This window comes from Ferribacterium limneticum (assembly GCF_020510585.1).
Classification (GTDB): domain Bacteria; phylum Pseudomonadota; class Gammaproteobacteria; order Burkholderiales; family Rhodocyclaceae; genus Azonexus.
The window spans coordinates 1,478,082-1,503,403 of record NZ_CP075190.1; the positions used below are offsets into that span (position 1 = coordinate 1,478,082).

Consider the following 25,322-nt stretch of genomic DNA (forward strand, 5'->3'; position numbering starts at 1 on the left):
CACGCCGGCCCTCAGGCGCCGGCTTCTTATTCCCTGTCTGCCAGACGGGCAGGGTTAACGTCCTGCCCGATAGTCGGCAGGCGCAGCGTAGCCTCCCCCGCCTCTTCCTGTGCCGTCGCCGAGATCGTCTTGGCGGTGGCTATCCGCTTGACGTAGGCCTTGCGTCGCTCTTCGATTTCGAGCACCAGCCGGGTCAGGCTGGCGGCGGCTGACGGCGTCGGGGCGAAGGGTGGGGCGTTGCGCAGCAGGATGTCGTAGTAGCTGCGGATGTTCTCGACCAGAATGACCGCCTCGCCACCGCGCGCCCGGCCCGTTTTGACCATGCTGAAATACTTGGGCTGGGCCAGCTTGGGTAGCACGCGCTTCATTTCGTACCACGAATTGGGGTCGGCTTTCGTTTGCCGGGCCAGCGCCCGGGCGCTGTTGAAATGGCCGGGGCCGATGTTGTAGGCGGCCAGGGCCAGCCAAGTGCGATCCGGCTCCTCGACTTCTTCCGGCAGCAACTCCTTGAGCATGTTGATGTAACGGGCGCCGGCCAGGACGCTTTCGCTCGGGTCAAGGCGGTTGCTGACCTGCAGGCGGTCGGCCGTCTCTTCGGTGAGCATCATGATGCCGCGCACATTGGTGTAGCTGGTCGCATTCGGATTCCAGTTCGACTCGTGGTAGGCAACGGCGGCGAGCAGTCGCCAGTCGATGCCGGTGAGCGCTTGCGCGGCCTGGAAGGACTTGCGGAATTTGGGCAGGGTAGTCTCGACTTCGCCGAGGAACTTGATGACGTCGGCCTGAGTCAGTCGCCGGACATGGCCGAGGTAGCGGTCCTCGAGCCGGGCCAGCGTGCCGTCGTGCTGGACGCGTTCGATAAAGGCATTCAGCCTTGCACGCAGTTCCGGATTCGGGTGCCGGCTGAGTTGCCAGACAACCGGCTGCATTTCGTTCAGCGTCAGCGTCGTGCGCATGTTGGGAACGTACTGGTTGGCGATTTCCTCGAAGCTTTCGTCGATGGCGACGTACTCGATTTCCCGTTCGCCAAGTTTTTCAAGCAAATCGAGGCTGGTCCCCTGGCCGACGGTGACGACATTCAGTCCGGGTACCTCGCGGGCCAGCCGGCTCAGCGTCTCGGCCTGCCGCGAGCCGGCCATGGCATGAACGGTCTTGCCTGACAACTGGGCGAGTTCCGAGAGCGGGAGTGAGGCGTCGTGCTGGACGAGAACATCACGCGTCAGGGTGATGGCCGGCGTCGACTGCATGGTCTCGTCGGTGCTCGGCGAAAGCCAGGCGGCGGCAAGGTGGTAGCGGCTGCCGACGAGGTGGGCTTCCAGTTCCTCGGGCTGGACGACGATGTACTTCACATCGACGCCAAGTTCCTGGGCAAAGGCCTGGGTCAGGTCGTATTCGAGCCCACTCGGATTACCGTTGTCGTCGGTCCCGTAAGTCAACAGGCCGGGGCGGATCAGGACGACCAATTCGTGCTGCGCCGGGGTCGGAAAAGGCAATGACCCAACGTCGCCGCAACTGGCGGCGAAAAGCGAAACTGCGATCAGTAATAGTCGTTTTATCCAGTGCATCTGTTGTGCTATTATGCCGGCCGCTGCGGAGAGGTGGCAGAGTGGTCGAATGTACCTGACTCGAAATCAGGCGTACTGCAAGGTACCGTGGGTTCGAATCCCACCCTCTCCGCCAGCACCTAAAATCAAGCGCCTTTCGGGGCGCTTTTTTGTTGTGCCCAACTTTTGGAAAGGTGCCTGCTTGAATTCGGAGGTGCGCACTTTACCTTTGTGTGGCGGTTTGAAGCATTAATAAATGTAAAACGCATGCCCTATCAATAGGCGCCTGCATCGGGAAACCATTTCAGAATCTGACCCATGGCTGAAAAACTCAATTTTACTGTCGATCTCGAGGACGGCGTTTTCGTCGCCCGCTGCATCGAGCTGGACATCACGACCGATGGCCTGACCAAGGCCGAAGCGGTAGAAAACCTCAAGGAAGCGCTCAACTGCTACTTTGCCAATCCCGACGAGCGGCTCGATCGGCGTCTGCTGGGCGCAGAGGATGAGGATGACGCCCGATAGACCGCCGCGTCGGGCGATTTTCCCCGGCCCGCTTTGTTTTAGCACTTCTCGCCGGCTCTTGGCATAATCGGGTCAATGCTCGCCTACATTGTCCGCCGCCTGCTTTACGCACTCCCCATCCTGATCGGGGTAAACCTCGTTACCTTCGCGCTGTTCTTCGTCGTCAATACGCCGGACGACATGGCGCGCATGCAGCTCGGCGTCAAGCGTGTGACGCCCGAGGCGATCGAAAAATGGAAGGTGGAGCGCGGTTACGACAAGCCGCTGCTGATCAATTCCGAGGCTGGCGGTTTGGCGAGCGTGACCGACACCATCTTCTTCGAGAAATCGGCCCGCATGTTCGTCGGCGATTTCGGTCGGGCCGAGGATGGCCGCGACATCGCCCGCGAAATCGGCGCCCGGATGCTGCCCTCGCTGGCCATCGCCCTGCCGACCTTCATTCTCGGCCTGTTCGTGACCATTACCTTCGCGCTGACGCTGGCCTTTTTCCGCGCCACGGCCTTCGATTTATGGGGCGTGGTTCTTTGCGTCGCAGCGATGTCGATTTCCGGGCTGTTTTACATCATCGGCGGCCAGTATTTGATCAGCAAGGTGTGGCGGCTGGTGCCGATTTCCGGCTTTGGCGCCGGGCTGGAGGCGTGGCGTTTCCTGATATTGCCGGTGCTGATTGGCGTCGTGTCGGGGATCGGTTCCTCGACGCGCTGGTACCGGACCATCTTCCTCGAAGAAATTACCAAAGACTACGTTCGTACGGCTAGAGCAAAAGGACTTCCTGAGGCGCTCATTCTGTTTAGGCATGTCCTAAGAAATGGCATGACGCCGATATTGACGCAGTCGATTGTGGCGATACCAACGCTATTTATGGGGGCTCTCGTCATGGAATCGTTTTTTGGTATTCCTGGTTTGGGTAGCTACACCATTGATGCGATTAATGCGCAGGATTTTGCAGTGGTGCGCTCAATGGTCTTTATCGGAGCGGTGCTTTATATCGTCGCCCTGCTACTTACTGACATTTCCTATACCGTGGCTGACCCTCGGATAAGGCTGCAGTAATGCAATTTCAGATTGTCGTTCTCTGGTCAGATATCTTTATTTGGTTGCTGGTGGCCTTTGGCCTGATTTTTGGCTTTCTTGCCTCTCGAGACGAACGTTTGTTGGTGTCCTGGCGACGACTTGGAGAAAATCGCATCGCGATGGCGTCGGCAACGGTACTGCTCGCCTTCATCCTGATCGGCCTGCTCGATTCGCTGCATTACCGGGCGCAGTTGGAAAACAAGCCGGGGCAGAAGGCGGTTTACGCGATCGAGGTGTTGTCGGTGCTTGACGCGCTGGCCGCGCCGCTGCGTTCGCGCAATGAAAAGACCTATTCCGAGCCCTTCGCCACCCGGCTTTACGCCAAGGAAACCATCGACGTGCCGGGCCAAGGCTCGGTGCGCGACTATCCGCGCCTCAAGCACGGCGGCCAGCACCTCGGCGAGCGTGAGGATGACGTTGCGGCCGATGCCGGCATGACGGCCTTCAAGGCCGGCGCGCTGGCCTTTATCGGCTGGCTGGCCGTGTTCGGCGCCGTTGCCACGGTCAACCGGAAAAAAAGCCCAAAATTGAAATTGCGTGAAGCGGCCTTTGCCTGGGATGCCGTGCTGCTGACGCTGCTGCTCATGCTGTTGACCATCGTCCCGCTGTTCTGGCTGTCCGGTTATTACCACGTGTTCGGCACCGACAAGGTCGGTCAGGACGTGCTCTACCAGATCCTCAAAAGCGTGCGTACCGGGCTCATCATCGGCCTCGTCACGACCCTCGTCATGCTCCCCATGGCGGTGCTGCTCGGCATCGTCGCCGGCTATTTCCGCGGCTGGGTCGATGACGTGATCCAGTACATCTACACCGTGCTCAACTCGATCCCCGGCGTGCTGCTCATCGCCGCCGCCGTGCTCATGATGCAGGTCGTCATCGACACAAACCCGCAATGGTTCTCGACCGCCGCCGAGCGCGCCGACCTGCGCCTGCTGGCCCTCTGCTTCATCCTCGGTATCACGAGCTGGACGGGCCTGTGCCGCCTGCTGCGCGGCGAGACGCTCAAGCTGCGCGAACTCGAATACATCCAGGCGGCGCAGGCCTTTGGCGTGTCGAGCTGGCGCATCATCGTCCGCCACATCCTGCCCAATCTCATGCACATCGTCATCATCGCGCTGGTCATGGATTTCTCCGGGCTCGTGCTGGCCGAAGCCGTGCTCTCCTACGTCGGCATCGGCGTCGATCCGACGATGACCAGCTTCGGCACGATGATCAACAACGCCCGCATGGAACTCGGCCGCGAGCCGGTCGTCTGGTGGTCGCTGGCCGCCGCCTTCTCGGCCATGTTCATCCTCGTCCTCGCCGCCAACCTGTTCGCCGACGCCGTGCGCGACGCATTCGACCCGAGGGCCGCGTAAATGTTGAAGGTCGACAACCTCCGCCTCGGCTTCACCGCCGGCAAAAAAACGCTGGCTGCGGTCGACGGTATTTCCTTCGCCATTTCCCAAGGTGAAACCTTCGCCCTGCTCGGCGAATCGGGTTGCGGCAAATCGGCCACGGCGCAGGGCATCATGCGCCTGCTGCCCGCCGCCGGCCGCATTCTCGAAGGCCGTGTCGCCCTTGAAGGCGAGCCCCTGCTCAGCCTCTCCGAAGCCGACATGCGCGCCTACCGCGGCGGCCGCATGGCAATGATCTTCCAGGAACCGGCGACCAGCCTCAACCCGGTGCTCACCGTCGGCCGGCAGATCGGCGAAGTGCTCGAACGCCACCTCGAACTGCGCGGCGCGGCGGCGACCGAGCGCATGGTCGACCTGCTGCGTCAGGTCGGCATCGCCGATCCCGAACGCCGGCTGACCGAATACCCCTTCCAGCTTTCCGGCGGCATGAAGCAGCGCGTGATGATTGCCATCGCCCTGGCTGGCGAGCCGGAACTGCTTATCGCCGATGAGCCGACTACCGCCCTCGACGTCACCGTCCAGGCCCAGATCCTCGATTTATTGGCCAAAATTCAGGTTGACCGTGGCATGGGCATGCTGCTCATCACCCACGACCTCGGCGTCGTCGCCCGCATGGCCCACCGCATCGGCGTCATGTACGCCGGCGAACTGGTCGAAGTGGCCAGTCGCGAAGAGTTCTTCACCCAGCCGCGCCATCCCTACACGCAAGCCCTGTTCGAGGCGCTGCCGGAAATTTCGCGGCGTGGCTTGAAACTGACCACCATCCCCGGCCAGGTGCCATCGTTGGCCGCCATGCCCACCGGCTGCCGCTTCGCCGACCGCTGCGCCCACGTCATGGCGGTCTGCCGCGAAGTTTCGCCGCCGTGGCGCGAAGTTGCCGACGGCCACACCGTCCGCTGCCACTGGCAGGGCGAGGCGGTAGCGGACGAACGAACACGCCACGCCGTCACCGAACTCGACATCGATCCCGGCAAGCCCTTCCTGCAGGTCGGCGACCTCAAGGTGCATTTCCCGATCCGCAAGGGTTTTCTGCAACGAACGGTCGGTCACGTTCGTGCGGTCGACGGCGTTTCGCTGGCCATTTCCGCCGGACGGACGCTGGCTCTGGTCGGCGAGTCCGGCTGCGGCAAGACGACAGTCGGCAAGGCGCTGCTCCAGCTGATCCAGCCGACAGCCGGCAGCGTAAAGCTGGGTGGAAGCGAACTGGTCGGCCTCAAGGGTCGGCGCTTGCGCGACGCCCGCCGGCACATGCAAATGATTTTCCAGGACCCGTTCGCCTCGCTCAATCCGCGCCTGCGCGTCGGCGAAATCATCGCCGAAGGCATGGGCGCGCTCGGTGTCGAGACCGATTCCGCGGCGCGGGCGGCAGCGGTCGCTGCACTGCTCCAGCAGGTCGGCCTGGCGAGCGAAGCCATCGACCGCTATCCGCACGAATTCTCCGGCGGCCAGCGCCAGCGCATCGCCATCGCCCGCGCCCTCGCCGTGCAGCCGGAATTGCTCATCTGCGACGAACCGACCTCGGCGCTCGACGTCTCGGTGCAGGCGCAAATCCTCAACCTGCTCAAAAAACTGCAGGCCGAACTCGGCGTCGCCTATCTGTTCATCACCCACAACTTCGCCGTGGTGGAATATCTGGCCCACGACGTTGCCGTCATGTACCTCGGCCGCATTGTCGAGCAGGGCAGGGCGGAAGAAGTCCTGCGTTCGCCGCAGCACCCCTACACGCAAGCCTTGTTGTCAGCCGTTCCGGCGCCGCATCTGGACAGTCACACCGAGGTTATCCGGCTACCCGGCGAAACCCCGTCACCGGCCAAACCACCGAATGGTTGCCACTTCCATCCGCGTTGCCCGCAGGCGATGGATGTCTGCCGGATGCGCTATCCGACCGTGACCGGGATTTCAGGAACGCACACCGTCAGTTGTCATCTGGTCGGCTGAATTAGCGGCGTTGGCCTTTGGCTGGCTTGGTGCCACTACCTTTGGCTGATTTGGCACTGCCGGCTTTTGTTTTGCCGTTGCCCGCAGCCTTGGCGGCTGATTTTTCCGCCTTGCCCTGTATGGCGCCTGCCTTGTTCGCGCGTGGCTCAGCTGTGCCGCACTTCTTCACGGCACGTTTGCCCTTGCCTGTCTTGCCGCAGCGCGCCGAGGGTTCCGGTTCGATGATGTGCTGCGGGGCTGAGCTATTAAGCATGGCGTTCAGGCTGGCCGAACTGCCACTACCGGGTACCAGCAAGGTCGAACCGGCACCGAGGCGGACCCTTTCTGAAAGACCGTTGGCGCGGGCCAGTTCGCCGGCCGTCGTGTCGAAATTGGCGGCGATCCGGTCCAGTCGTTCCGGTGCTGTCAGCGTGTAGGCCTGCCATTGCGTCAGTGGCGCCTGGGTGTTTTGCAGATTGCTGCGGAAAGCATCCAGCTTGTCGGCGGGAATCACGACGGGGGTGGAAGCCTTGATGACCGGGCGGTTATGCGACGGGTTGAGGCGCTGGAATTCCTCGTCCGTCATGTTGGCTAACCGGGCTGCCGTCTTGACGTCCATCGGGCGCCGGGTTTCCAGCGTCGCGAAATAGGGTTCGTTGGGGATCATCGGCAAATCGAGCCGGGCGACCAGTGCCGGGTTGCCGAGAATGTTTTTGAGCGCCTGCAGCTTGGGGACGTAATGCCGGGTTTCGTTCGGCATGGTCAGGTTGGGGTAGTCGGTCGGCAGGCCGCGCGACTCGTTCTTGCCGATGGCCCGCTTGACCGCGCCTTCGCCCCAGTTGTACGAGGCCAGAGCGAGATGCCAGTCGCCGTGCATTTCGTAGATGGCCTGCAGATAATCGAGCGCCGCATTGGTCGATGAAACGACATCGCGCCGCTCGTCGCGCCACCAGTTCTGTTCGAGATTGAAACGCTTGCCGGTGGCCGGGATGAACTGCCACAGCCCGGCGGCATGCGCCGGCGAATAGGCGTTTGGGTTGAACGAGCTTTCGACCATCGGCAGCAGGGCCAGCTCCGTCGGCATGCCGCGTGCCTCGAGCTCGTCAACGATGTAGTGCAGATACGGGCGGCTACGGGCAACCATGCGGCGCAGCGCATCGGGACGATTCTGGTACCACTGCTGGTAGTAAAGGACCAGGTCGTCGTTGAGATCGGTCATCGCGAAGCCGTTGCGGATGCGCTCCCACAGGTTGGTCGAATGTGCCGTCAGGTCGATGGTGCCAGGCAATTGCGGCGCCATGTGTATTTCGTGGACAGTCAGCACGTCGTCGGCAACCAGACCTGGTTCGGCCAGCGACGGCATGCTCAACGAAGGGAGGATGGTTCCGTCGAGGTCTTCGGCCAGCGAAGGGGCGGAAAGCGTCAACAGGGCTGCGCCAAGAATTGCGGCAACGATTTGGCGAACAGGCGACAGGACGCTGCGATGCTGCATGAATTGGGCTCCTGGCACTGACGAGTCGACTAAGCCGGCAATTATACGCCGGTGGGGAAAGTCCATTTTTCCCCAGGTGAACTAAAAAAGACCAGCCTGGGCTGGTCTTCAAGAAGTTGGCGGAGTGGACGGGACTCGAACCCGCGACCCCCGGCGTGACAGGCCGGTATTCTAACCAACTGAACTACCACTCCGCGCTAAAACCTTGGCGTCCCCACGGGGATTCGAACCCCGGTTACCGCCGTGAAAGGGCGGTGTCCTAGGCCTCTAGACGATGGGGACCCGGACTTTCTCTACAACCTAGTTCGGCGCTTGGTGGAGGTACGCGGGATCGAACCGCGGACCTCTTGCATGCCATGCAAGCGCTCTCCCAGCTGAGCTATACCCCCACATTCGAGAGACAGCCGAACTATCTGGATACGAGGCATTTGCCTCCTACCCGAAAAAAAACCGGACTGATCCGGTTTTCTTTATTGTTGGCGGAGTGGACGGGACTCGAACCCGCGACCCCCGGCGTGACAGGCCGGTATTCTAACCAACTGAACTACCACTCCATTTACTACCAAAACCTTGGCGTCCCCACGGGGATTCGAACCCCGGTTACCGCCGTGAAAGGGCGGTGTCCTAGGCCTCTAGACGATGGGGACCCGGACTGTTTTCTTTCGCACTTTTGGTGGAGGTACGCGGGATCGAACCGCGGACCTCTTGCATGCCATGCAAGCGCTCTCCCAGCTGAGCTATACCCCCGCCGCGAAAGAAGGCCGCATTATAGGGACCTCATTGGTCCTTGTAAAGGGCCTTTCGCGATTTTTCAGAGATGTTTCGACAGAGCCGTGACAACGTGGTCGCGACCGATCATCTCGACCAGGGCGTCAACCGAGGGCGCCTGCGCCGTTCCGGTCAGGATGATGCGCAGCGGCATGGCCAGCTTGGGCATCTTCAAACCGTGCTTGCCGATGACTTCCTTGACCAGCGCGCTGATCGCCGGTGTTTCCCAGGCTACCGTGGCGAGGCCGGCGACGAAATCCGCCAGGGCCGGAAGGGCTTCTGCCGAGAGGTGCTGGGCGAGCAACTCCGGATTGGGCGTAACGTGGCTGTAGAACACCTCGACGGCATCGGCCAGCACGTTCAGCGTGTTGCTGCGGTCGACATACAAAACGACGGCTTTTTCAAGATCAGGGCCGGCGCTGGTGTCGACGCCGCGGGCGGCGAGAATGCCCTTGACCCGGGCGGTGAGTTCGGCCGGCGGTGTCAGCTTCATGTAGTGCTGGTTCAGCCACAGCAGTTTTTCGGTATTGAACTGGGCGGCTGAGGCGGTGATGTGGTCGAGGTCGAACCACTCCACAAACTGCTGGCGCGAAAAAACTTCTTCATCGCCGTGCGACCAGCCGAGGCGAGCAAGATAGTTGATCACGGCCTCGGGCAGGAAGCCGTCCTCGTCATACTGCATGACCGAAACCGCGCCGTGGCGCTTCGACAACTTGGCGCCATCGTCGCCGAGGATCATCGACAGGTGGGCGTAGGTCGGCACTTCGGCGCCTAAAGCGGCGAGGATGTTGATCTGGCGCGGCGTGTTGTTCACGTGGTCGTCGCCGCGGATGACGTGGGTGATGCCCATGTCCCAGTCGTCGACGCAGACGCAGAAATTGTAGGTCGGCGTGCCGTCGGCGCGGGCGATGATCAGGTCGTCCAGTTCGCCATTGGCGAACTCGATGCGGCCCTTGACCTGGTCATCCCAGGCGACGACGCCATCCTTCGGGTTCTTGAAGCGGACGACCGGCGGGATGTCGGCCGGCGCTGCGGGCAGCGTTTTGCCGGCTTCCGGGCGCCAGCGACCGTCGTAGCGCGGCTTTTCCTTCTTCGCTTCCTGCTCGGCGCGCAGGGCGTCGAGTTCTTCGCGGGTCGTGTAGCAGTAATAGGCGCTGCCGTTGGCCAGCATCTGCTGGATCACTTCCTTGTAGCGTTCCATGCGCTGCATCTGGTAGAACGGGCCTTCGTCGTGCTCCAGGCCCAGCCACTGCATGCCGTCGAGAATGGCCTGGACGGCTTCCGGCGTTGAGCGGGCAACATCGGTGTCTTCGATGCGCAGGATGAAGGTGCCGCCATGGCGTCGGGCATAGGCCCAGGAAAACAGTGCGGTTCGGGCGCCGCCGATATGAAGATAACCGGTGGGGCTGGGAGCAAAACGGGTGCGGACAGGCTTCATGGGATGCGTGATCTATGCGGAAACAAAGGGTGCTATTCTAGCCGACCCGCGTTTGACCGGCTTGGCGACTTATGGTTAAATGCGCCCCTCTCAAGTGGGCGGTTAGCTCAGCGGTAGAGCACTGCCTTCACACGGCAGGGGTCACTGGTTCGATCCCAGTACCGCCCACCATTCAAGAGAAAACAGAAACCCGCTCAGCGCAAAGCTTGGCGGGTTTTTTGTTTTTAGGTTCTTACGGTCAACCGGAAAAAACGGCTAAAAATGAAATCGTCGAAGGGCGCCTATTTTTTGAGCAGCCACCACGACATCCAGCGCGATAGGCGTGGCATCACGAGGTAAGACATCGCCAGCGCGACCAGGGCCGTAAAAACCGCGGTTCTGAGCAGGAAAGGCCAGCTGGCGAGGAGGGGGGAGACCAGCCAGAGAAGGAGCGAGACGGTGGGGAAGATGCCCATCCAGCTGACGAAGGTCATTCGCCATTTTGCTGGTGGGCGGCTGGCCGGTATGGCGGTTGGCGCGAACCAGGCATCGAGGCCGGTGAGCAGGCGGTATTCCGGATCGCCCTCGGCGACGGCGCGCAATCGTTCATGCCAGAGGGCGCGCTGGGGCGAGGCGTTCCAGCGTTCGAGGTCGGCTTCCGTGGCGAAGCGCTGGACGATCTGATATTCGTCGCCGGCGTTTTCTGGCGGGATCAGCTGGGCGGCGAGATAGCCCGGAAAGCTGCTTGCATCGGCGAACATGGCGCGGATCAGCGCTTCGTAGGCCTCTTCGCAGCCGGCTTTAGCCTTGCGTCGGACGACGCGAACGAGCGGTTCACTCATGGCGTGTTGCGCTTGAGCCGGTATTGCAGTTGGGGGCGGGTGATGCCGAGAACTCGGGCGGCGCCAGCCAGGTTGCCATCGGACCGCTTGACGGCTTCGGTCAGCAGTTCCTCTTCGAGTTGTTCGAGTGACATGCCGCTCGAAATGATCGAGTCGAGCAAGCTGGAACTGCATTTTTTTGCTTTGCCCTGTTCCAGTGAGCCGGATGCCGAAATCGCCGATTCCCACGATTTGGCTTCGCTGACATGGGTGAACAGGTGCTCCAGTTCAATCCAGCCGCCTTGCGGGGCGAGGATGACGCCGCGCTCGATCATGTTTTCCAACTCCCGCACGTTGCCAGGCCACGGGTAACCTTTCATCGCCTGCAGCGTCTTGTCGGTGACGCCGAGCAGGCGTTTTTCATGCAGCGTCGAGAAGCGGCCGAGCATCGCTTCGACCAGCGGCTGAATGTCGGCGACGCGCTCGCGCAGCGGCGGAATGGTGACCGGGTAGACGTTCAGGCGATAGTAGAGGTCGGAGCGGAAACGACCTTCCTTGACGGCATTGGCAAGATCGACATTGGTCGCGGCGACCAGACGGATATTGACCTTGCGTGTCCGGTCGTCGCCAAGGCGTTCGATTTCACCTTCCTGCAACACGCGCAGCAATTTGGCCTGGGCGGCCAGCGGCAATTCGCCGATTTCGTCGAGAAACAGCGTGCCGCCATCGGCGCGTTCGAATTTGCCCATGCGCGAGCTTTGCGCGCCGGTGAACGCGCCTTTTTCAACGCCGAACAATTCAGATTCGATCAGGTCGTGGGGCAGGGCGGCGCAGTTGATGGCGACGAAGGGGCCTTGCCGGCGCGAGCTTTCCTGATGCAGGGCGCGGGCAAAGCGTTCCTTGCCGACGCCGGTTTCGCCGAGAAGCAGGACCGTGACCGAGGTGCGCGAGGCTTTGGAAACGAGTTCCTGGGCTTGCTTGAAACCGTTCGAGATGCCGACCAGCTGCGGTGTTTGCACATTTTGCGTGATCGTCGTGCGGAGATACTCGACCTGGGTGCGCAACTCCAGCAAGTGGTTGAGCATGGGGTCGGACTGGAAGTAACTGGCGTGCTCCTCCGCATCCTCCCATTCCTCGAGCGGCTTGCCGACGATCCGGCAGTGGTTGTCACCGCAGGCGACGCACTCGACTTCCTTGAACAGGATGAACTTGCCGACGAAGGCCGAGGTGTAACCCGAGGCATAGCCGATTTGCGACCAGCAGACCGGCTCGCTTGAGCGGCCGAACTCCTTCATGTGGACGTCCTGCTCCCAGGAGTTTTCCCAGAGGAATTCACCCTCGAAATTCCCGGTTTCAATGTCCATTTTGAGGTTGACCGGAGTAACCCGAACGATGCCTTCGAGCATGTGCAACTGGGGCCCGGTGAAGAATGCATCCTGCAGCGACTGGTGGGCACGAATCCGTTTGGCCAGCTCGGCGTCGCGGACACCCGAGGCGTAGCCCATGCGGGTCAGGATGCGTCGGGTCTGTTCCTTGCCCACCGAATCGACCAGCTCCTTGCGCAGCGTGCCGAGTGCAGCCGTGTGCATGAGGATCATCCGGTTTTCACCGAGCCAGATGGTGCCGTCGTTTTCGCAAAACTTGACCAGATTTCTCAGGTCGTTGGATTCGGGGTACTGAATCGTCGTCATCTTGTCTCTCTACCGTTGAGTGCCGGAAGGCCTCAAACGGCATTCATTTTTTTATATCAGCAAGGCCGTTTGGTGGCTTTGGCTGGGTACTGAATTTTCAACGAATATCGCAACATAGAATTCTCGAGATTATTTCATGGTTTTGAAATTCTGTGGCGATTCGCTGTCTGCCTATTACCTTCGTCAAGTATAGGCGGTGTGCGTTTGCTGGTTGGTGCCCGGTGACAAATCAGCCCCGCGAATCGATTGGTTTTTCGCCTTGATGCAATTGATCAATTGATTAACTGACGGTGAATCGATTGATCAAAACATAATTTGCTGCAGCCGTGACTGACGCTCGGTTTTTCGGTTCTCCCATAAAAACAGTGGCTTGCGGTTCTGGCACGCTCCTTGAGTAAGAGAAAGCCTCGACGCATCGCTGATCGCGTCGTTTCCAGGAGAAAGCAGCATGGGGCAAGAAGACATTGTTCAAGCGGGAATCACCTTCGATCCGACCCGTCGTTACGTTCGCGTTTGCGAGCAGCGGCCGGACGGTTTCATCGAATTCGAATTCGCCATTGGCGATCCGGCGCTCTGTGTCGAGTTGATGCTGCCGGAATCCGCATTTCATGAGTTCTGTCTGGCCAATGCCGTCATCGTTCTTGATCCGGCCACGCCCGGTCAGGGCGATTGGGCGGCACGCATGAATTCGGCGTCGCAGCAGCAAATATCCGACGCCGGCTAACCATCCCGATAGAGGGAATATAAGAGGAGACATCTATGGAAATTGATCTGCGTACAGTCGCCATCAAGCCGTTGCGACACACCTTCGATCACATCGTTCGCCGCTTTGGCGACAAACCGGCCAGCCGCTATCAGGAAGGCACCTACGATATCCAGCAAACGGATATTTTCCATTACCGCCCGATGTGGGAGCCGGAGCTGCAGTTGTTCGACAAGCGCCGCACCAAGGTTCAGATGAAGGACTGGTACGCGCTCAAAGACCCGCGCCAGTTTTACTATGGCGCCTGGACGATTGCCCGTTCGCGCCAACAGGACGCCGCTGAGTCGAGCTTCGACATGATCGAAGAGCGCGGTCTGGCCGACATCGTTCCAGAAGAAATCAAGCAAACCGCCCTGGCCGTTCTGGTCCCGCTGCGCCACGTCGAGTGGGGCGGCAACATGGGCAACTCGTACATTTCCGCTTACGGCTACGGTACGGCAATCACCCAGCCCTGCCTCTACCACGCCATGGATCACCTCGCCGTCGCCCAGTATCTGACCCGTATCGGTTTGGTTCTCGATGGCCCCGAAGCGCTCGATTCCGCCAAGGATGCCTGGATGGAAGCGGCGATGTGGCAACCGATGCGTCAGCACGTCGAAAACGTCCTGGTTGTTCAGGACTGGTTCGAAATTTTCGTCGCCCAGAACCTCGTGCTCGAAGGCCTGACCTACCCGCTGATTTACGACTACCTCGATGGTGATTTCTCGGCCAATGGCGGCACCGTGATTTCGATGATGACCCGCTTCATGGGCGAGTGGTCTGCCGAAACCGCCAAGTGGGTCGATGCACAGATCAAGGTGGCAGCTGCCGAGTCCGCTGAAAACAAGGCGCTGATTACTGACTGGGTCAAACAGTATCGCCCCCTGGTGCTCGCCGCCCTGGCCCCGATCGCCCGCCGCGCCTTTGGTGATCAGGCCGAAACGGTGCTCGCCGAAGTGACCGCCCAGTTCAACGCCCGCTGTACCAAAGCCGGCCTCTCCGTCTAGGAAACCCCATGTCCAAAGTATTTATCGCCTTTCAACTGAATGAAGACACCCGCCCGATCATCGAGGCGGTGCTGGCCGACAACCCGCATGCCGTGGCCAATGAATCGCCGGCCATGGTCAAGATCGACGCCGAAGGTCAGTTGGTCATCAAGCGCGAATCGATCGAAGAACTGATCGGCCGCGATTTCGACCTGCAGGAACTGCAGATCAACCTCATCACCATTTCCGGCCACCTCGACGAAGACGACGACGAATTCAAGTTGTCCTGGCTGAACTGATTAAGGAGACGAACATGGATATGAACGTTAAAAAGAAGAAGCTGGGCCTCAAGGAAAAATACGCCCACATGACCCGCGGTCTCGACTGGCAGACCAGCTACCAGCCGATGGACAAGGTCTTCCCGCAGGCGACTTTCGAAGGCATCAAGATTCACGACTGGGACAAGTGGGAAGACCCGTTCCGCCTGACCATGGATGCCTACTGGAAATACCAGGCTGAAAAAGAACGCAAGCTGTACGCCGTGCTCGACGCCTTTGCCCAGAACAACGGTCACCTCGGCATCACCGATGCGCGTTACCTCAACGCCGTCAAATTGTTCCTGACCGGTATTTCGCCGCTTGAATATGTCGCGCACCGTGGTTTCGCTGCCGCCGGCCGCAACTTCCCGGGCGTTGGCCCGCGCGTCGCCTGCCTGATGCAGTCGGTCGATGAAATCCGCCATGCCCAGACGCAGATTCACGCCATCTCGAACTACAACAAACACTACGACGGTTTCCACGACTTCAAGCACATGCTTGAACGCGTCTGGTATCTCTCGGTGCCCAAGTCCTTCTTCGACGATGCCTTCAGTGCCGGCCCATTCGAGTGGATGATCGCCATCGGTTTCAGCTTCGAATACGTGCTGACCAACCTGCTCTTCGTGCCCTTCATGTCCGGTGCCGCCTACAACGGCGACATGGCGACGGTGACCTTCGGTTTCTCGGCCCAGTCCGACGAAGCCCGTCACATGACGCTCGGCCTCGAGTGCATCAAGTTCATGCTTGAACAGGACCCGGACAATCTGCCGATCGTCCAGAAGTGGATCGACAAGTGGGCCTGGCGTGGCATCCGCGTGCTGTCGCTGGTCGGCATGATGATGGACTACATGCTGCCGAAGCGCGTTATGAGCTGGAAGGAAGCCTGGGAAATCTATTTCGAGCAGAACGGAGGCGCACTGTTTGCCGACCTGGCCCGCTACGGCATCAAGGTGCCGGATTGCCTGACCCAGTGTTCGGAAGACAAGGAACACATCTCCCACCAAACCTGGGCGACCTTCTACCAGTACGGTGGCGCTGCCGCCTTCCACACCTGGATGCCGAACGACGAAGAAATGGACTGGCTGTCGGCCAAGTACCCGAACACCTTCGACAAGTACTACCGCGCCCGCTTCACCTACTGGCGCGACGAGGCCGAGAAGGGCAACCGTTTCTACACCAACACGCTGCCCATGCTCTGCCAGGTTTGCCAGATTCCGATGCTGTTCACCGAGCCGGGTGATCCGACCAAGATCTGCTATCGCGAATCCGAGTACGAGGGCGAGAAGTACCACACCTGTTCGGACGGCTGTAAGCATATCTTCGACGACGAGCCGGAGAAGTACGTCCAGTCGTGGTTGCCGGTGCACCAGATTTATCAGGGCAACTGCTTCCCGGAAGGCACCGATCCGACGGCCGAGGGCTTCGACCCGCTGGCTGCTGTGCTCGACTGGTACCACTTCACCAATGGCCACGACAACCTCGATTTCGAGGGCTCGCGTGACCAGGCCAACTTTGCCGCCTGGCGCGGCATGGCTACCAAAAACACCTGATCGTTCTAGATGAAGGGAGGGCGGCGATGACCGTTGCCTTCCCTGATAAAAAGGAGACAAACATGGCTGTACAAGCTCTGAAGGAATACAAATTTCCCCCCGCCGACGCGCTGGAGAAGTTCCATGGCGCCCAGTTGCTCTACGTTGGTTGGGACGACCACCTGATGTTCTGCGCCCCGTTCGCCTATTGCCTGCCGCCGAACACCCCGTTCAGCGACCTGTGCCAAAAGTTCATGGCGCATTCCTTCGGCTATCACCCGGACTGGAAGAGTGTCGATTTCAGCAAGGTGACCTGGCTGAAATCCGGCCAGCCGTGGCAGCCGGACATGAGCAAGACGCTGGCCGAGCTGGGGCTCAAGCACAAAGACATGCTGCGCTTCCAGACGCCGGGCCTCAAGGGCATCAACGGCAGCTGTTCCTGAGCCGGGGGCGTCATGAGTTACGAACTGACCATTGAGCCGCTCGGCCAGACCATCGAGGTCGAGGATGGCCAAACAATTCTCGACGCCGCCCTGCGCGCCGGCATTTACCTGCCGCATGCCTGCTGTCACGGCCTCTGTGCCACCTGCAAGGTGCAGGTGCTGGACGGCGAGATCGATCACGGCGAAGCCTCGACCTTTGCCTTGATGGATTTCGAGCGGGAGGAAGGCAAGACGCTGGCCTGCTGCTGCCGGCTGGAGTCCGATACGGTGATCGAAGCCGAAATCGAGGAAGATCCCGATTCGCGCAACCTGCCGGTGCAGGACTACACCGGCGAAGTGGTCAGGATCGAAGCTCTGACACCGACCATTCGCGGCATCTGGCTCAAGCTCGACCGGCCGATGGACTTTCAGGCCGGCCAGTACATCAATCTTGAGGTGCCGGGGATTGAAGGGCAATCGCGGGCATTTTCGCTGGCCAACTCGCCGCAGAGCGGCGATGTCGTCGAGTTGAACGTGCGCATCGTGCCGGGCGGTCAGGTCACGACCTGGCTGCATGAAAACCTGGAAGTGGGTGAAAAGCTCAAGCTGAGCGGACCCTACGGCCGTTTCTTCGTCAAGAAGTCAGCCAATCTGCCGCTGGTTTTCATGGCCGGTGGCTCCGGTTTGTCCAGCCCGAAATCGATGATCGAGGACTTGCTGGCCGAAGGTTTCGATAAGCCAATGACGCTGGTGTACGGTCAGCGCAGTCGTGAAGAGCTCTACTACGACGCCGAGTTCAGGGCGTTGGCCGAAAAGCATGCCAACTTCACTTACGTCCCGGCCCTGTCCAGCGAGCCGGAAGGTTCCGACTGGACGGGCGCCCGGGGCTTCGTGCATGAGGCGGCGAAGGCCCACTTCAACAACGATTTTCGTGGTCACAAAGCTTACCTGTGCGGCCCGCCAGCGATGATCGAAGCCTGTATCAGCACGCTGATGCAGGGCCGGCTGTTCGAGCGCGACATCTACATGGAGAAATTCTTCTCTGCGGCAGATGCCTCCCAGCAACTCAAAAGCCCCTTGTTCAAGAACATCTGAACGGGGGCGGGAGCGATCAATGATCTATTACAACGTGCTGATCGAGGAAACCGGCGAGAGCTTTCGTTGCTCGCCGGCCGAATCGCTACTGGTCGGGATGGAACGCCTCGGCAAGAAGGGGATTCCAGTCGGTTGTCGCGGCGGCGGTTGCGGCGTGTGCAAGGTGGAGATCACAGCCGGCACTTACCTCAAGCGGGTGATGAGTCGCGAATACGTCAGTGTCGAGGACGAGGCTGCAGATCGCGTGCTGGCCTGCCGGGTTCGGCCGACTAGCGATATCAGCCTGAAGGTGATCGGCAAGATGGCCAAGAACGTCTATCGGTCGCCGCTCCAGGCGGCACCGACGACGCTCACGGCTTAGACAGGGGCTGGCGCCGACCAGCCCGGTCGGCGCCACGCATTCCCACGGTCAACCGGAAAAAATGGCCAATTTTGAAATGTGGCTAGCAGCGTTCAGGCCGCCAGTTTTTCGTTCAACTGGTCTTTCGGAATCTGTTCGATGGAGCGGAAGGTGAGCCGGATGTGCTCGCCGAGGATTGTGGTGGCTTTGTCGGCATCGCGGGCCATGGCAGCCTGCATCAGGGCTTCGTGTTCGGCGTGGATGTCGCGCGGAATCGGCTTCAGGTAGAGCGACAGGCGGCGATAGCGTTCGGCCTGCTGATAGAGGATGGAGAGGAAATGCTTGAGCCAGCGCGAAGGACAAGCCGAAATCAGCACCTCGTGGAAGATCCGGTTGCGTTCTTCCCACTCTTCCCGGTCATCGCTGCCGATGCGTTTTTCTTCCGCCTTGGTGAGACGGTGGAAGGCAGCCAGCAAGTCACCTTCCCAGGCGTCGTCGCCCATGGTGATCGACTGGCGCAGGGCCTCGCATTCGAGCATGACGCGGGTTTGGGTGATATCGCCGAAGTCTTCGAGGGACACCGGCGCGACGCGGAAGCCGCGCTGGCCCTGGCTGACGACGAGGGCATCGGAAATGAGCAGCGAAAGCGCTTCGCGCAGGGTGCCGGCGCCGACGCCGTAGTCATCCTTGAGGTGCTCGACCCGGAGTTTTTCTCCCGGGGCGAGGTGGCCTTCGATGATGTCGCGGCGCAGTGCGCGGTAGGCAGATTCGACAAGTGTTTTCGGTTCGGCCATGAGGCTGTCGCCGGTTGATGTGTTGTTTTTAGCCATGACGTGTGGGTTCGGTTCAGTGGTTTGACCAGATGGTGAAATTCTACCCTGACAGGAAGAATTTTCACGGTTTTTAAAAATCTCGAGAAAAAGTATTGACATCGAGATTCGTTGTAAATATCGTAATGGTAAATCGATTGCGTAGATTTTTGTGTGATTGAAATACTCAAAAAACAGGAGAAGACAAATGGCAATGACTGGTGTTTTACGTCCCGGACACGCTCAGATCCGGGTGCTCGACATTGAAGAAAGCGTTGATTTCTATTCGAAGGTGCTGGGCTTGGTCGAAACTGGTCGCGATGCTCAGGGCCGTGTTTATTTCAAGACCTGGGAAGAGCGCGATCACAACAGCGTGATCCTGCGTCAGGCCGACTCGGCAGGTATCGACTTCTTCGCCTTCAAGGTCGATAGCGATGCCACGCTGGCCAAGCTCGAGAAGGATCTGAACGCCTACGGCGTCGCCACCAAGCGCATTGCCGCCGGCGAGCTGCTCGAAACCGGCGAGCGCGTCCGCTTCACGCTGCCGACCGGCCACGACATCGAGCTGTATGCGCAAAAGACCGCCATCGGCAACGAGATGGGCGAGCTCAATCCGGAAGCCTGGTGTGCCGCCGCCGAAAAGGGCATCGCCCCGATCCGCCTTGACCACTGCCTGCTCTACGGGCCGGACATCGAGAAAGCCCAGGCCATCTTCCAGGACGTCCTCGGTTTCTACCTCGTCGAACACATCGCGCTCGACGACAACCAGGATCTGGCGATCTGGCTGTCGTGCTCGACCAAAGCCCATGACATCGCCTTCGTCCGTCACCCGGAGCCGGGCAAGCTGCACCACGTTTCCTTCCTGCTCGAAACCTGGGAACAGGTGCTGCGCGCCGCCGACCTGATGTCGATGAACCGCGTTTCCATCGATATCGGCCCGACACGTCATGGCGTGACCCGTGGCACGACGATCTACGCCTTCGACCCCAACGGCAATCGCTTCGAAACCTTCTGCGGCGGCAACTATGCCTACCCAGATCAGAAGGCGACGAAGTGGACCATGGATGAAGTCGGTGCCGCCGTGTTCTATCACGACCGCAAGCTCAACGATCGCTTCCTGAGCGTGGTGACCTGATGCAGGTTGCTGCCACGATCCCCGGGATTTCAGCCGAGGCGGCTGCGGCCGCCTGTGCGGCAGCCGTGGCGCATGCCACGGCCAACGGCTGGAAGATCAATGTCGCCGTGGTCGATCGTGGCGGCAATCTGATGGCCTTCCTGCGCATGCCCGGCGCCTTCATCCACTCGATCGATATCGCCATCGACAAGGCTTACACCTCGGCCAGCTTCGGTTTTCCGACCAAGGCGTGGATGGGGGCGATAGGCCACGACGAAGGCATGAAGCTGGGCTTTTCGGCCCAACCGCGGCTGATTGTTTTCGGCGGCGGATTGCCCGTAGGTTCAGGTGACTGGCTAGGTGGCATCGGCGTTTCCGGCGCTTCCGAAGCGCAGGACGAAGAATGTGCGCGGGCCGGCCTGGCGGCCATCGGCCTGGCTTAAGAACAGCAAACAAAAAAGGAAAACAAGGGAATGAAGCAGATCCTGAATTTCATCAACGGCGAATTCGTCTCGACGGCAAAGCAGTTCGAGAAACGCACGCCGCTCGACAACTCGATCATCGGCATGGTGCACGAGGCCGGCAAGGCCGAAGTCGATGCCGCCGTGCAGGCCGCGCACGACGCCCTGAAGGGGCCGTGGGGCAAGATGACCGTGGTCGAGCGCACCGACATCCTGAACAAGGTGGCCGACGAGATCACTCGCCGCTTCGACGAGTTCCTCGAGGCCGAGTGCGCCGATACCGGCAAGCCGAAAAGCCTCGCTTCGCACATCGATATTCCGCGCGGTGCCGCCAACTTCAAGATCTTCGCCGACGTCATCAAGAACGCGCCGACCGAGTTCTTCGAAATGGCGACGCCAGATGGCAAGGGCGCCCTCAATTACGCGATCCGTCGCCCGGTTGGCGTGGTCGGCGTCGTCTGCCCGTGGAACCTGCCGCTGCTGCTCATGACCTGGAAGGTCGGCCCGGCGCTGGCCTGCGGCAACACCGTTGTCGTCAAGCCGTCGGAAGAAACCCCGTCGACCGCCACGCTGCTCGGCGAAGTCATGAATGCCTGCGGCGTACCAAAGGGCGTCTATAACGTCGTGCATGGCTTCGGCCCGAATTCAGCCGGCGAATTCCTGACCACCAACCAGAACGTCAACGCCATCACCTTCACCGGCGAAACGCGTACCGGCGAGATCATCAACAAGGCGGCTGCGCATGGTTCGCGCCCGGTGTCGCTCGAAATGGGCGGCAAGAATCCGGGCATCGTCTTTGCCGATGCCGATCTCGACGTCGCCATCGAAGCAACCCTGCGTTCCTGCTTCGCCAACTGCGGCCAGGTTTGTCTGGGCACAGAGCGCGTTTATGTCGAGCGTCCGATCTTCGACGAGTTCGTCGCCCGCCTGAAGGTCGGCGCCGAGAAGCTCAAGCTCGGCGTGCCGAGCGACCCGGCCACCAACATGGGGCCGCTGGTCAGCCAGGAACATCGCGACAAGGTGCTCTCCTATTACAAAAAGGCTGTCGATGAGGGCGCAACGGTCGTTACCGGCGGCGGTATTCCCAAGATGCCGGGCGAACTGGCCAATGGTGCCTGGGTCCAGCCGACTATCTGGACCGGCCTGGACGACAATGCCACGGTCGTCCGCGAGGAGATTTTCGGACCGTGCACGACGGTCATGCCTTTCGACAGCGAAGACGAGGTCATCAAGCGTGCCAACAACACGACCTACGGTCTGGCCGCCTCGGTGTTCACGCAGAACATCAACCGTGCCCACCGTGTTGCGGCGCAGATGGAAGTTGGCTTGGTCTGGGTCAACAGCTGGTTCCTGCGCGACTTGCGCACGCCGTTCGGCGGTGCCAAGCAGTCGGGTATCGGCCGCGAAGGCGGCGTGCACTCGCTTGAGTTCTATACCGAACTCAAGAACGTCTGCATCAAGCTGTAAGGCGAAGTGAGCGTGTCCGCAACCTCTCCCGAAATCGACCAGCGAATCGTCGCCGGCGGCATCGAAACCAACTACCACGATGTCGGTAGCGGGGCGCCGGTGCTGCTCATTCACGGCTCCGGGCCGGGGGTGACGGCGTGGGCCAACTGGCGTCTGGTGCTGCCGGAACTGGCCAAGACCTGTCGGGCGATTGCGCCGGACATGGTTGGCTTCGGCTACACCGAGCGGCCGGCTGGTATCGAATACGGCGTCGATGGCTGGGTCGCTCACGCCATCGGCCTGCTCGATGCGCTGGGGATCGAACAGACCGATCTGATCGGCAATTCCTTCGGCGGCGCCATTGCGCTGGCGCTGGCCATCCGCCATCCGCAGCGGGTGCGCAAGTTGGTGCTCATGGGCAGCGTCGGCGTGCCTTTCGACATCACGCGGGAGCTTGATGCGGTGTGGGGTTATGAACCGTCGTTGGCGGCAATGCGCGGCCTGCTCGACATCTTCGCCCATGACCGCAGCCTGGTTAACGACGAACTGGCCGAGTTGCGCTATCAGGCCAGCATTCGACCGGGCTTTCAGGAGTCGTTTTCGGCCATGTTCCCGGCTCCGCGTCAGCGCTGGGTCGACGCCATGGCCAGTGCCGAGGCGGACATCCGGGCGATCAGGCACAAGACGCTGGTCATCCACGGTCGCGACGACCGGGTAATTCCTCTGAGCAATTCCCTGACCCTGAACCGCTGGATCGACGACTCGCAGCTGCATGTTTTTGGTCGCTGCGGGCATTGGGTCCAGATCGAACACAACCGCGAATTCAACCAGCTGGTCAGCAATTTCCTGGCCGAATAAAGAGAAAACATCATGGAACAATCGCAAATTAACGAACTCGGCGACGAACTCTACGACGCCCTGGTCGCCGGCAAGACGGTCAGCCCACTGACCTCGCGCGGCTTCGATATCACCATCGAGGATGCCTACTACATCCAGCAACGCATGCTGTCGCGCCGACTGGAAAATGGCGAGAAGGTCATCGGCAAGAAGATCGGCGTCACCAGCAAGCCGGTCATGAACCTGCTCGGCGTGCATCAGCCCGACTTCGGCTACCTGCTCGACGGCATGGTCTACAACGAAGGCGAATCGATCGAGATGAGCTCGCTGATCCAGCCCAAGGCCGAAGGTGAAATCGCCTTCCTGCTCAAGAAAGACCTGCAAGGCCCGGGCGTCACCGCCGCCGATGTGCTGGCTGCGACCGAAGGCGTCATGGCCTGTTTCGAAATCGTCGATTCGCGCATCACCGACTGGAAAATCAAGATCCAGGACACCGTCGCCGACAACGCCTCGTGCGGCGTTTTCGTGCTCGGTGACCAGCTCGTCGATATCAGCAACATCGACCTCGGCCTGTGCGGCATGGTCCTCGAAAAGAACGGCGAGATCGTCGTTACCGGCGCCGGTGCAGCGACCATGGGCCACCCGGTCACTGCCATGGTCTGGCTGGCCAACACCCTCGGCAAGCTCGGTATTGCCCTCAAGGCCGGCGACATTGTGCTGTCCGGTGCGATGGGCGCCATGGTCCCGGTGGTCAAGGGCGACAACCTGCGCATGACCATCGGCGGCCTCGGTGGCTGTTCGGTTCGTTTCGTCTAAGCCGGCGGCCCGAAATGGACCTCCAGATACATTCCAAAATTGCCCTTATTTCCGGGTCGACCGTGGGAATCGGCTTTGCGATTGCCACGGAGCTGGCGCGTGAAGGCGCGAAGGTGGTGATCAACGGCCGCAGTCAGAAAAGTGTCGATACGGCACTTGCCCGGCTCCGTTCGCTGGTCGCCGGGGCTGACGTGCAGGGCGTGGCGGCCGATCTGTCCACGGCGGAAGGTTGTCAGTTCCTGTTCGACGCCTGCCCGCAGGCTGACATCCTGGTCAACAACCTCGGCATCTTCGATCCGGTGCCGTTCGACGCCATTCCCGATTCGGAGTGGCAACGTTTCTTCGACGTCAATGTGATGAGCGGTGTTCGTCTGGCCCGCCACTACCTGCCGGCCATGAAGGCGGCCAACTGGGGACGTATCGTTTTCATCTCGAGCGAGTCCGGCATCAACACGCCGGGCGAGATGGTGCATTACGGCATGACCAAGTCGGCCCAACTGGCGGTGTCGCGCGGTCTGGCCCAAAGCTGCGCCGGCACGGGCGTCACGGTCAATGCCGTGCTGCCCGGTCCGACCCGCTCCGAAGGCGTCGGCGAGTTCTTCGCCAAGCTGGCCGCCGAAGCGGGTATCGGCCTCGAAGAAATAGAACGCCGCTTCTTCGCCGAAGGGCGCCCGACCTCAATTATCAAACGCATGATCGATCCGGCCGAAGTGGCTGCGCTGGTCGCCTACGTGTGCAGCGCGAGAGCGGCTGCGACGACGGGTGCCGCGCTGCGCGTCGAAGGCGGGATCGTTTCCACCATTTGCTGAACCACGATCAATAAGGAAATATTGATGACCCAAAAAATCAAATGCGCCCTGATCGGCCCGGGCAACATCGGGACCGACCTGCTTTACAAACTCAAGCGCAGCCCCTACCTCGACCCCGTCTGGATGATCGGCATTGACCCCGAATCCGAAGGCCTCAAGCGTGCCGCCGAGATGGGCCTCAAGACCTGCGCCACCGGTGTCGATGGCTTCCTCCCGCACGTCCTCGCCGACAACGTTCAGATCGCCTTCGACGCGACCTCGGCCTATGTCCATGCCGAGAACTCGCGCAAGCTCAACGCCCTCGGCGTCCTGATGATCGACCTGACGCCAGCCGCCATCGGCCCGTTCTGCGTGCCGCCGGTCAATCTCAAGGAACACGTCGGTCGCCGTGAAATGAACGTCAACATGGTCACCTGTGGTGGCCAGGCCACCATCCCGATGGTCGCCGCTGTCTCGCGCGTTCAGCCGGTCGCCTACGGCGAAATCGTCGCCACCGTCTCTTCGAAGAGCGCCGGCCCCGGCACCCGCAAGAACATCGACGAATTCACCCGCACCACCGCCGGTGCCGTCGAAAAGGTTGGCGGCGCCAAGAAGGGCAAGGCCATCATCATCATCAACCCGGCCGAACCGCCCCTCGTCATGCGCGACACCGTGCACTGCCTGACCGAAAGCGAACCGCAGCGCGATGCGATCACCGAGTCCATCCACGCCATGATCAAGGAAGTCCAGAAATACGTTCCCGGCTACCGCCTGGTCAATGGCCCGGTCTTCGACGGCAACCGCGTCTCCGTCTACATGGAAGTCACCGGCCTCGGCGACTTCCTGCCGACCTACGCCGGCAACCTCGACATCATGACCGCCGCCGGTGCCCGCACCGCCGAAATGTTCGCCGAAGAAATGATCAAGGGCACGCTCAAGCTTGAGCCTGTCGTGGCCTAAGGAATAAGGAGAAT

At 60.8% G+C, this 25,322-nt stretch carries 24 protein-coding genes and 8 tRNA genes; 20 read left to right on the forward strand and 12 right to left on the reverse strand.

The genetic code is table 11. The annotated features are described in order from the left end of the window. Positions 1-26 precede the first annotated feature (26 nt). Entirely contained in the window at positions 27-1,493 is a 1,467-nt protein-coding gene (gene mltF, locus KI613_RS07125) for a membrane-bound lytic murein transglycosylase MltF (protein WP_226404560.1), read from the reverse strand. Between the two features lie 99 nt (positions 1,494-1,592). On the opposite strand from mltF, the gene KI613_RS07130 reads away from it, so the two are divergent. The 5 genes from KI613_RS07130 to KI613_RS07150 all read left to right on the forward strand — a co-directional run bounded on the left by KI613_RS07130 (position 1,593) and on the right by KI613_RS07150 (position 6,478). Continuing rightward, positions 1,593-1,680, forward strand: a tRNA-Ser gene (locus KI613_RS07130). Between the two features lie 182 nt (positions 1,681-1,862). Further along, positions 1,863-2,069: a type II toxin-antitoxin system HicB family antitoxin gene (locus KI613_RS07135; RefSeq protein ID WP_226404562.1), complete on the forward strand. Its 207-nt coding sequence runs from the start codon at positions 1,863-1,865 to the stop codon at positions 2,067-2,069. A 75-nt stretch (positions 2,070-2,144) separates the two neighbouring features. Further along, positions 2,145-3,122 (forward strand): ABC transporter permease, encoded by a 978-nt coding sequence (locus KI613_RS07140; protein WP_226404564.1) that lies wholly within the window; start codon positions 2,145-2,147, stop codon positions 3,120-3,122. Beyond that, complete coding sequence (locus KI613_RS07145) at positions 3,122-4,501, forward strand: ABC transporter permease (RefSeq protein WP_226404566.1); 1,380 nt, start codon at positions 3,122-3,124, stop codon at positions 4,499-4,501. Before KI613_RS07140 ends, KI613_RS07145 begins: the two co-directional genes overlap by 1 nt. Then, complete coding sequence (locus KI613_RS07150) at positions 4,502-6,478, forward strand: dipeptide ABC transporter ATP-binding protein (protein ID WP_226404568.1); 1,977 nt, start codon at positions 4,502-4,504, stop codon at positions 6,476-6,478. A gap of 1 nt (position 6,479) precedes the next feature. On the opposite strand, the gene KI613_RS07155 is transcribed toward KI613_RS07150, so the two are convergent. From KI613_RS07155 to gltX, 8 genes are all read right to left on the reverse strand, one after another. Next, a complete protein-coding gene (locus KI613_RS07155) occupies positions 6,480-7,949 on the reverse strand; it encodes a transglycosylase SLT domain-containing protein (RefSeq protein ID WP_226404570.1) in 1,470 nt (489 codons plus the stop codon). Positions 7,950-8,066: 117 nt separating this feature from the next. Further along, positions 8,067-8,143 (reverse strand) — tRNA-Asp (locus KI613_RS07160). 12 nt (positions 8,144-8,155) lie between these two features. Then, positions 8,156-8,231: transfer RNA gene (locus KI613_RS07165), tRNA-Glu, on the reverse strand. Positions 8,232-8,262: 31 nt separating this feature from the next. Beyond that, positions 8,263-8,338, reverse strand: a tRNA-Ala gene (locus KI613_RS07170). An 88-nt stretch (positions 8,339-8,426) separates the two neighbouring features. Further along, positions 8,427-8,503 (reverse strand) — tRNA-Asp (locus tag KI613_RS07175). A 17-nt stretch (positions 8,504-8,520) separates the two neighbouring features. Then, a tRNA-Glu gene (locus tag KI613_RS07180) sits at positions 8,521-8,596 on the reverse strand. A 24-nt stretch (positions 8,597-8,620) separates the two neighbouring features. Continuing rightward, a tRNA-Ala gene (locus KI613_RS07185) sits at positions 8,621-8,696 on the reverse strand. A 64-nt stretch (positions 8,697-8,760) separates the two neighbouring features. Next, positions 8,761-10,155, reverse strand: a complete 1,395-nt coding sequence (gene gltX, locus KI613_RS07190) for a glutamate--tRNA ligase (RefSeq protein WP_226404572.1) — start codon at positions 10,153-10,155, stop codon at positions 8,761-8,763. Between the two features lie 96 nt (positions 10,156-10,251). Here gltX and KI613_RS07195 point away from each other — a divergent pair. Next, positions 10,252-10,326: transfer RNA gene (locus KI613_RS07195), tRNA-Val, on the forward strand. A 110-nt stretch (positions 10,327-10,436) separates the two neighbouring features. Here the strand turns inward: KI613_RS07195 and KI613_RS07200 are convergent. After that, on the reverse strand, positions 10,437-10,976 hold the full coding sequence (locus KI613_RS07200; protein WP_226404574.1) for an antibiotic biosynthesis monooxygenase: 540 nt from the start codon (positions 10,974-10,976) through the stop codon (positions 10,437-10,439). Then, on the reverse strand, positions 10,973-12,646 hold the full coding sequence (locus tag KI613_RS07205; RefSeq protein WP_226404576.1) for a sigma-54-dependent Fis family transcriptional regulator: 1,674 nt from the start codon (positions 12,644-12,646) through the stop codon (positions 10,973-10,975). Before KI613_RS07205 ends, KI613_RS07200 begins: the two co-directional genes overlap by 4 nt. Positions 12,647-13,094: 448 nt before the next feature. Between KI613_RS07205 and KI613_RS07210 the strand changes: the two genes are divergently transcribed. The 7 genes from KI613_RS07210 (at position 13,095) to KI613_RS07240 (ending at position 18,098) form a co-directional block, all read left to right on the forward strand. Next, complete coding sequence (locus KI613_RS07210) at positions 13,095-13,370, forward strand: phenol hydroxylase subunit (protein WP_226404578.1); 276 nt, start codon at positions 13,095-13,097, stop codon at positions 13,368-13,370. 35 nt (positions 13,371-13,405) lie between these two features. Then, complete coding sequence (locus KI613_RS07215) at positions 13,406-14,395, forward strand: aromatic/alkene monooxygenase hydroxylase subunit beta (protein WP_226404579.1); 990 nt, start codon at positions 13,406-13,408, stop codon at positions 14,393-14,395. A gap of 8 nt (positions 14,396-14,403) precedes the next feature. After that, positions 14,404-14,673 (forward strand): MmoB/DmpM family protein, encoded by a 270-nt coding sequence (locus KI613_RS07220; protein ID WP_226404580.1) that lies wholly within the window; start codon positions 14,404-14,406, stop codon positions 14,671-14,673. Between the two features lie 14 nt (positions 14,674-14,687). Then, positions 14,688-16,241 carry an aromatic/alkene/methane monooxygenase hydroxylase/oxygenase subunit alpha gene (locus tag KI613_RS07225; protein ID WP_226404581.1) on the forward strand — a complete coding sequence of 518 codons (1,554 nt, stop codon included), beginning with the start codon at positions 14,688-14,690 and terminating at the stop codon, positions 16,239-16,241. A 62-nt stretch (positions 16,242-16,303) separates the two neighbouring features. Next, the gene (locus KI613_RS07230; RefSeq protein WP_226404582.1) at positions 16,304-16,663 is read left to right on the forward strand and encodes a phenol hydroxylase subunit P4; all 360 of its coding nucleotides are present in this window, start codon (positions 16,304-16,306) and stop codon (positions 16,661-16,663) included. A 12-nt stretch (positions 16,664-16,675) separates the two neighbouring features. Beyond that, on the forward strand, positions 16,676-17,737 hold the full coding sequence (locus tag KI613_RS07235) for an NADH:ubiquinone reductase (Na(+)-transporting) subunit F (RefSeq protein ID WP_226404583.1): 1,062 nt from the start codon (positions 16,676-16,678) through the stop codon (positions 17,735-17,737). Positions 17,738-17,756: 19 nt separating this feature from the next. Continuing rightward, positions 17,757-18,098, forward strand: a complete 342-nt coding sequence (locus KI613_RS07240; RefSeq protein WP_226404584.1) for a 2Fe-2S iron-sulfur cluster binding domain-containing protein — start codon at positions 17,757-17,759, stop codon at positions 18,096-18,098. Between the two features lie 92 nt (positions 18,099-18,190). Here the strand turns inward: KI613_RS07240 and KI613_RS07245 are convergent, their stop codons facing one another. Continuing rightward, positions 18,191-18,907: a GntR family transcriptional regulator gene (locus tag KI613_RS07245; protein WP_226404585.1), complete on the reverse strand. Its 717-nt coding sequence runs from the start codon at positions 18,905-18,907 to the stop codon at positions 18,191-18,193. Positions 18,908-19,094: 187 nt separating this feature from the next. Here KI613_RS07245 and KI613_RS07250 point away from each other — a divergent pair, with 187 nt between their 5' ends. The 7 genes from KI613_RS07250 (at position 19,095) to KI613_RS07280 (ending at position 25,308) form a co-directional block, all read left to right on the forward strand. Next, positions 19,095-20,021 (forward strand): catechol 2,3-dioxygenase, encoded by a 927-nt coding sequence (locus KI613_RS07250; RefSeq protein ID WP_226404586.1) that lies wholly within the window; start codon positions 19,095-19,097, stop codon positions 20,019-20,021. Beyond that, on the forward strand, positions 20,021-20,443 hold the full coding sequence (locus tag KI613_RS07255; RefSeq protein ID WP_226404587.1) for a GlcG/HbpS family heme-binding protein: 423 nt from the start codon (positions 20,021-20,023) through the stop codon (positions 20,441-20,443). Before KI613_RS07250 ends, KI613_RS07255 begins: the two co-directional genes overlap by 1 nt. 30 nt (positions 20,444-20,473) lie before the next feature. Further along, the gene (locus KI613_RS07260; RefSeq protein ID WP_226404588.1) at positions 20,474-21,928 is read left to right on the forward strand and encodes a 2-hydroxymuconic semialdehyde dehydrogenase; all 1,455 of its coding nucleotides are present in this window, start codon (positions 20,474-20,476) and stop codon (positions 21,926-21,928) included. Positions 21,929-21,940: 12 nt separating this feature from the next. Further along, positions 21,941-22,765, forward strand: coding sequence for an alpha/beta fold hydrolase (locus KI613_RS07265; RefSeq protein ID WP_226404589.1), 825 nt, complete (start codon positions 21,941-21,943; stop codon positions 22,763-22,765). 12 nt (positions 22,766-22,777) lie between these two features. After that, on the forward strand, positions 22,778-23,560 hold the full coding sequence (dmpE, locus tag KI613_RS07270; protein WP_226404590.1) for a 2-oxopent-4-enoate hydratase: 783 nt from the start codon (positions 22,778-22,780) through the stop codon (positions 23,558-23,560). A gap of 62 nt (positions 23,561-23,622) precedes the next feature. Next, a complete protein-coding gene (locus tag KI613_RS07275; protein ID WP_404826992.1) occupies positions 23,623-24,369 on the forward strand; it encodes an SDR family NAD(P)-dependent oxidoreductase in 747 nt (248 codons plus the stop codon). Positions 24,370-24,393: 24 nt separating this feature from the next. After that, a complete protein-coding gene (locus KI613_RS07280) occupies positions 24,394-25,308 on the forward strand; it encodes an acetaldehyde dehydrogenase (acetylating) (RefSeq protein ID WP_226404594.1) in 915 nt (304 codons plus the stop codon). Positions 25,309-25,322: the final 14 nt, after the last annotated feature.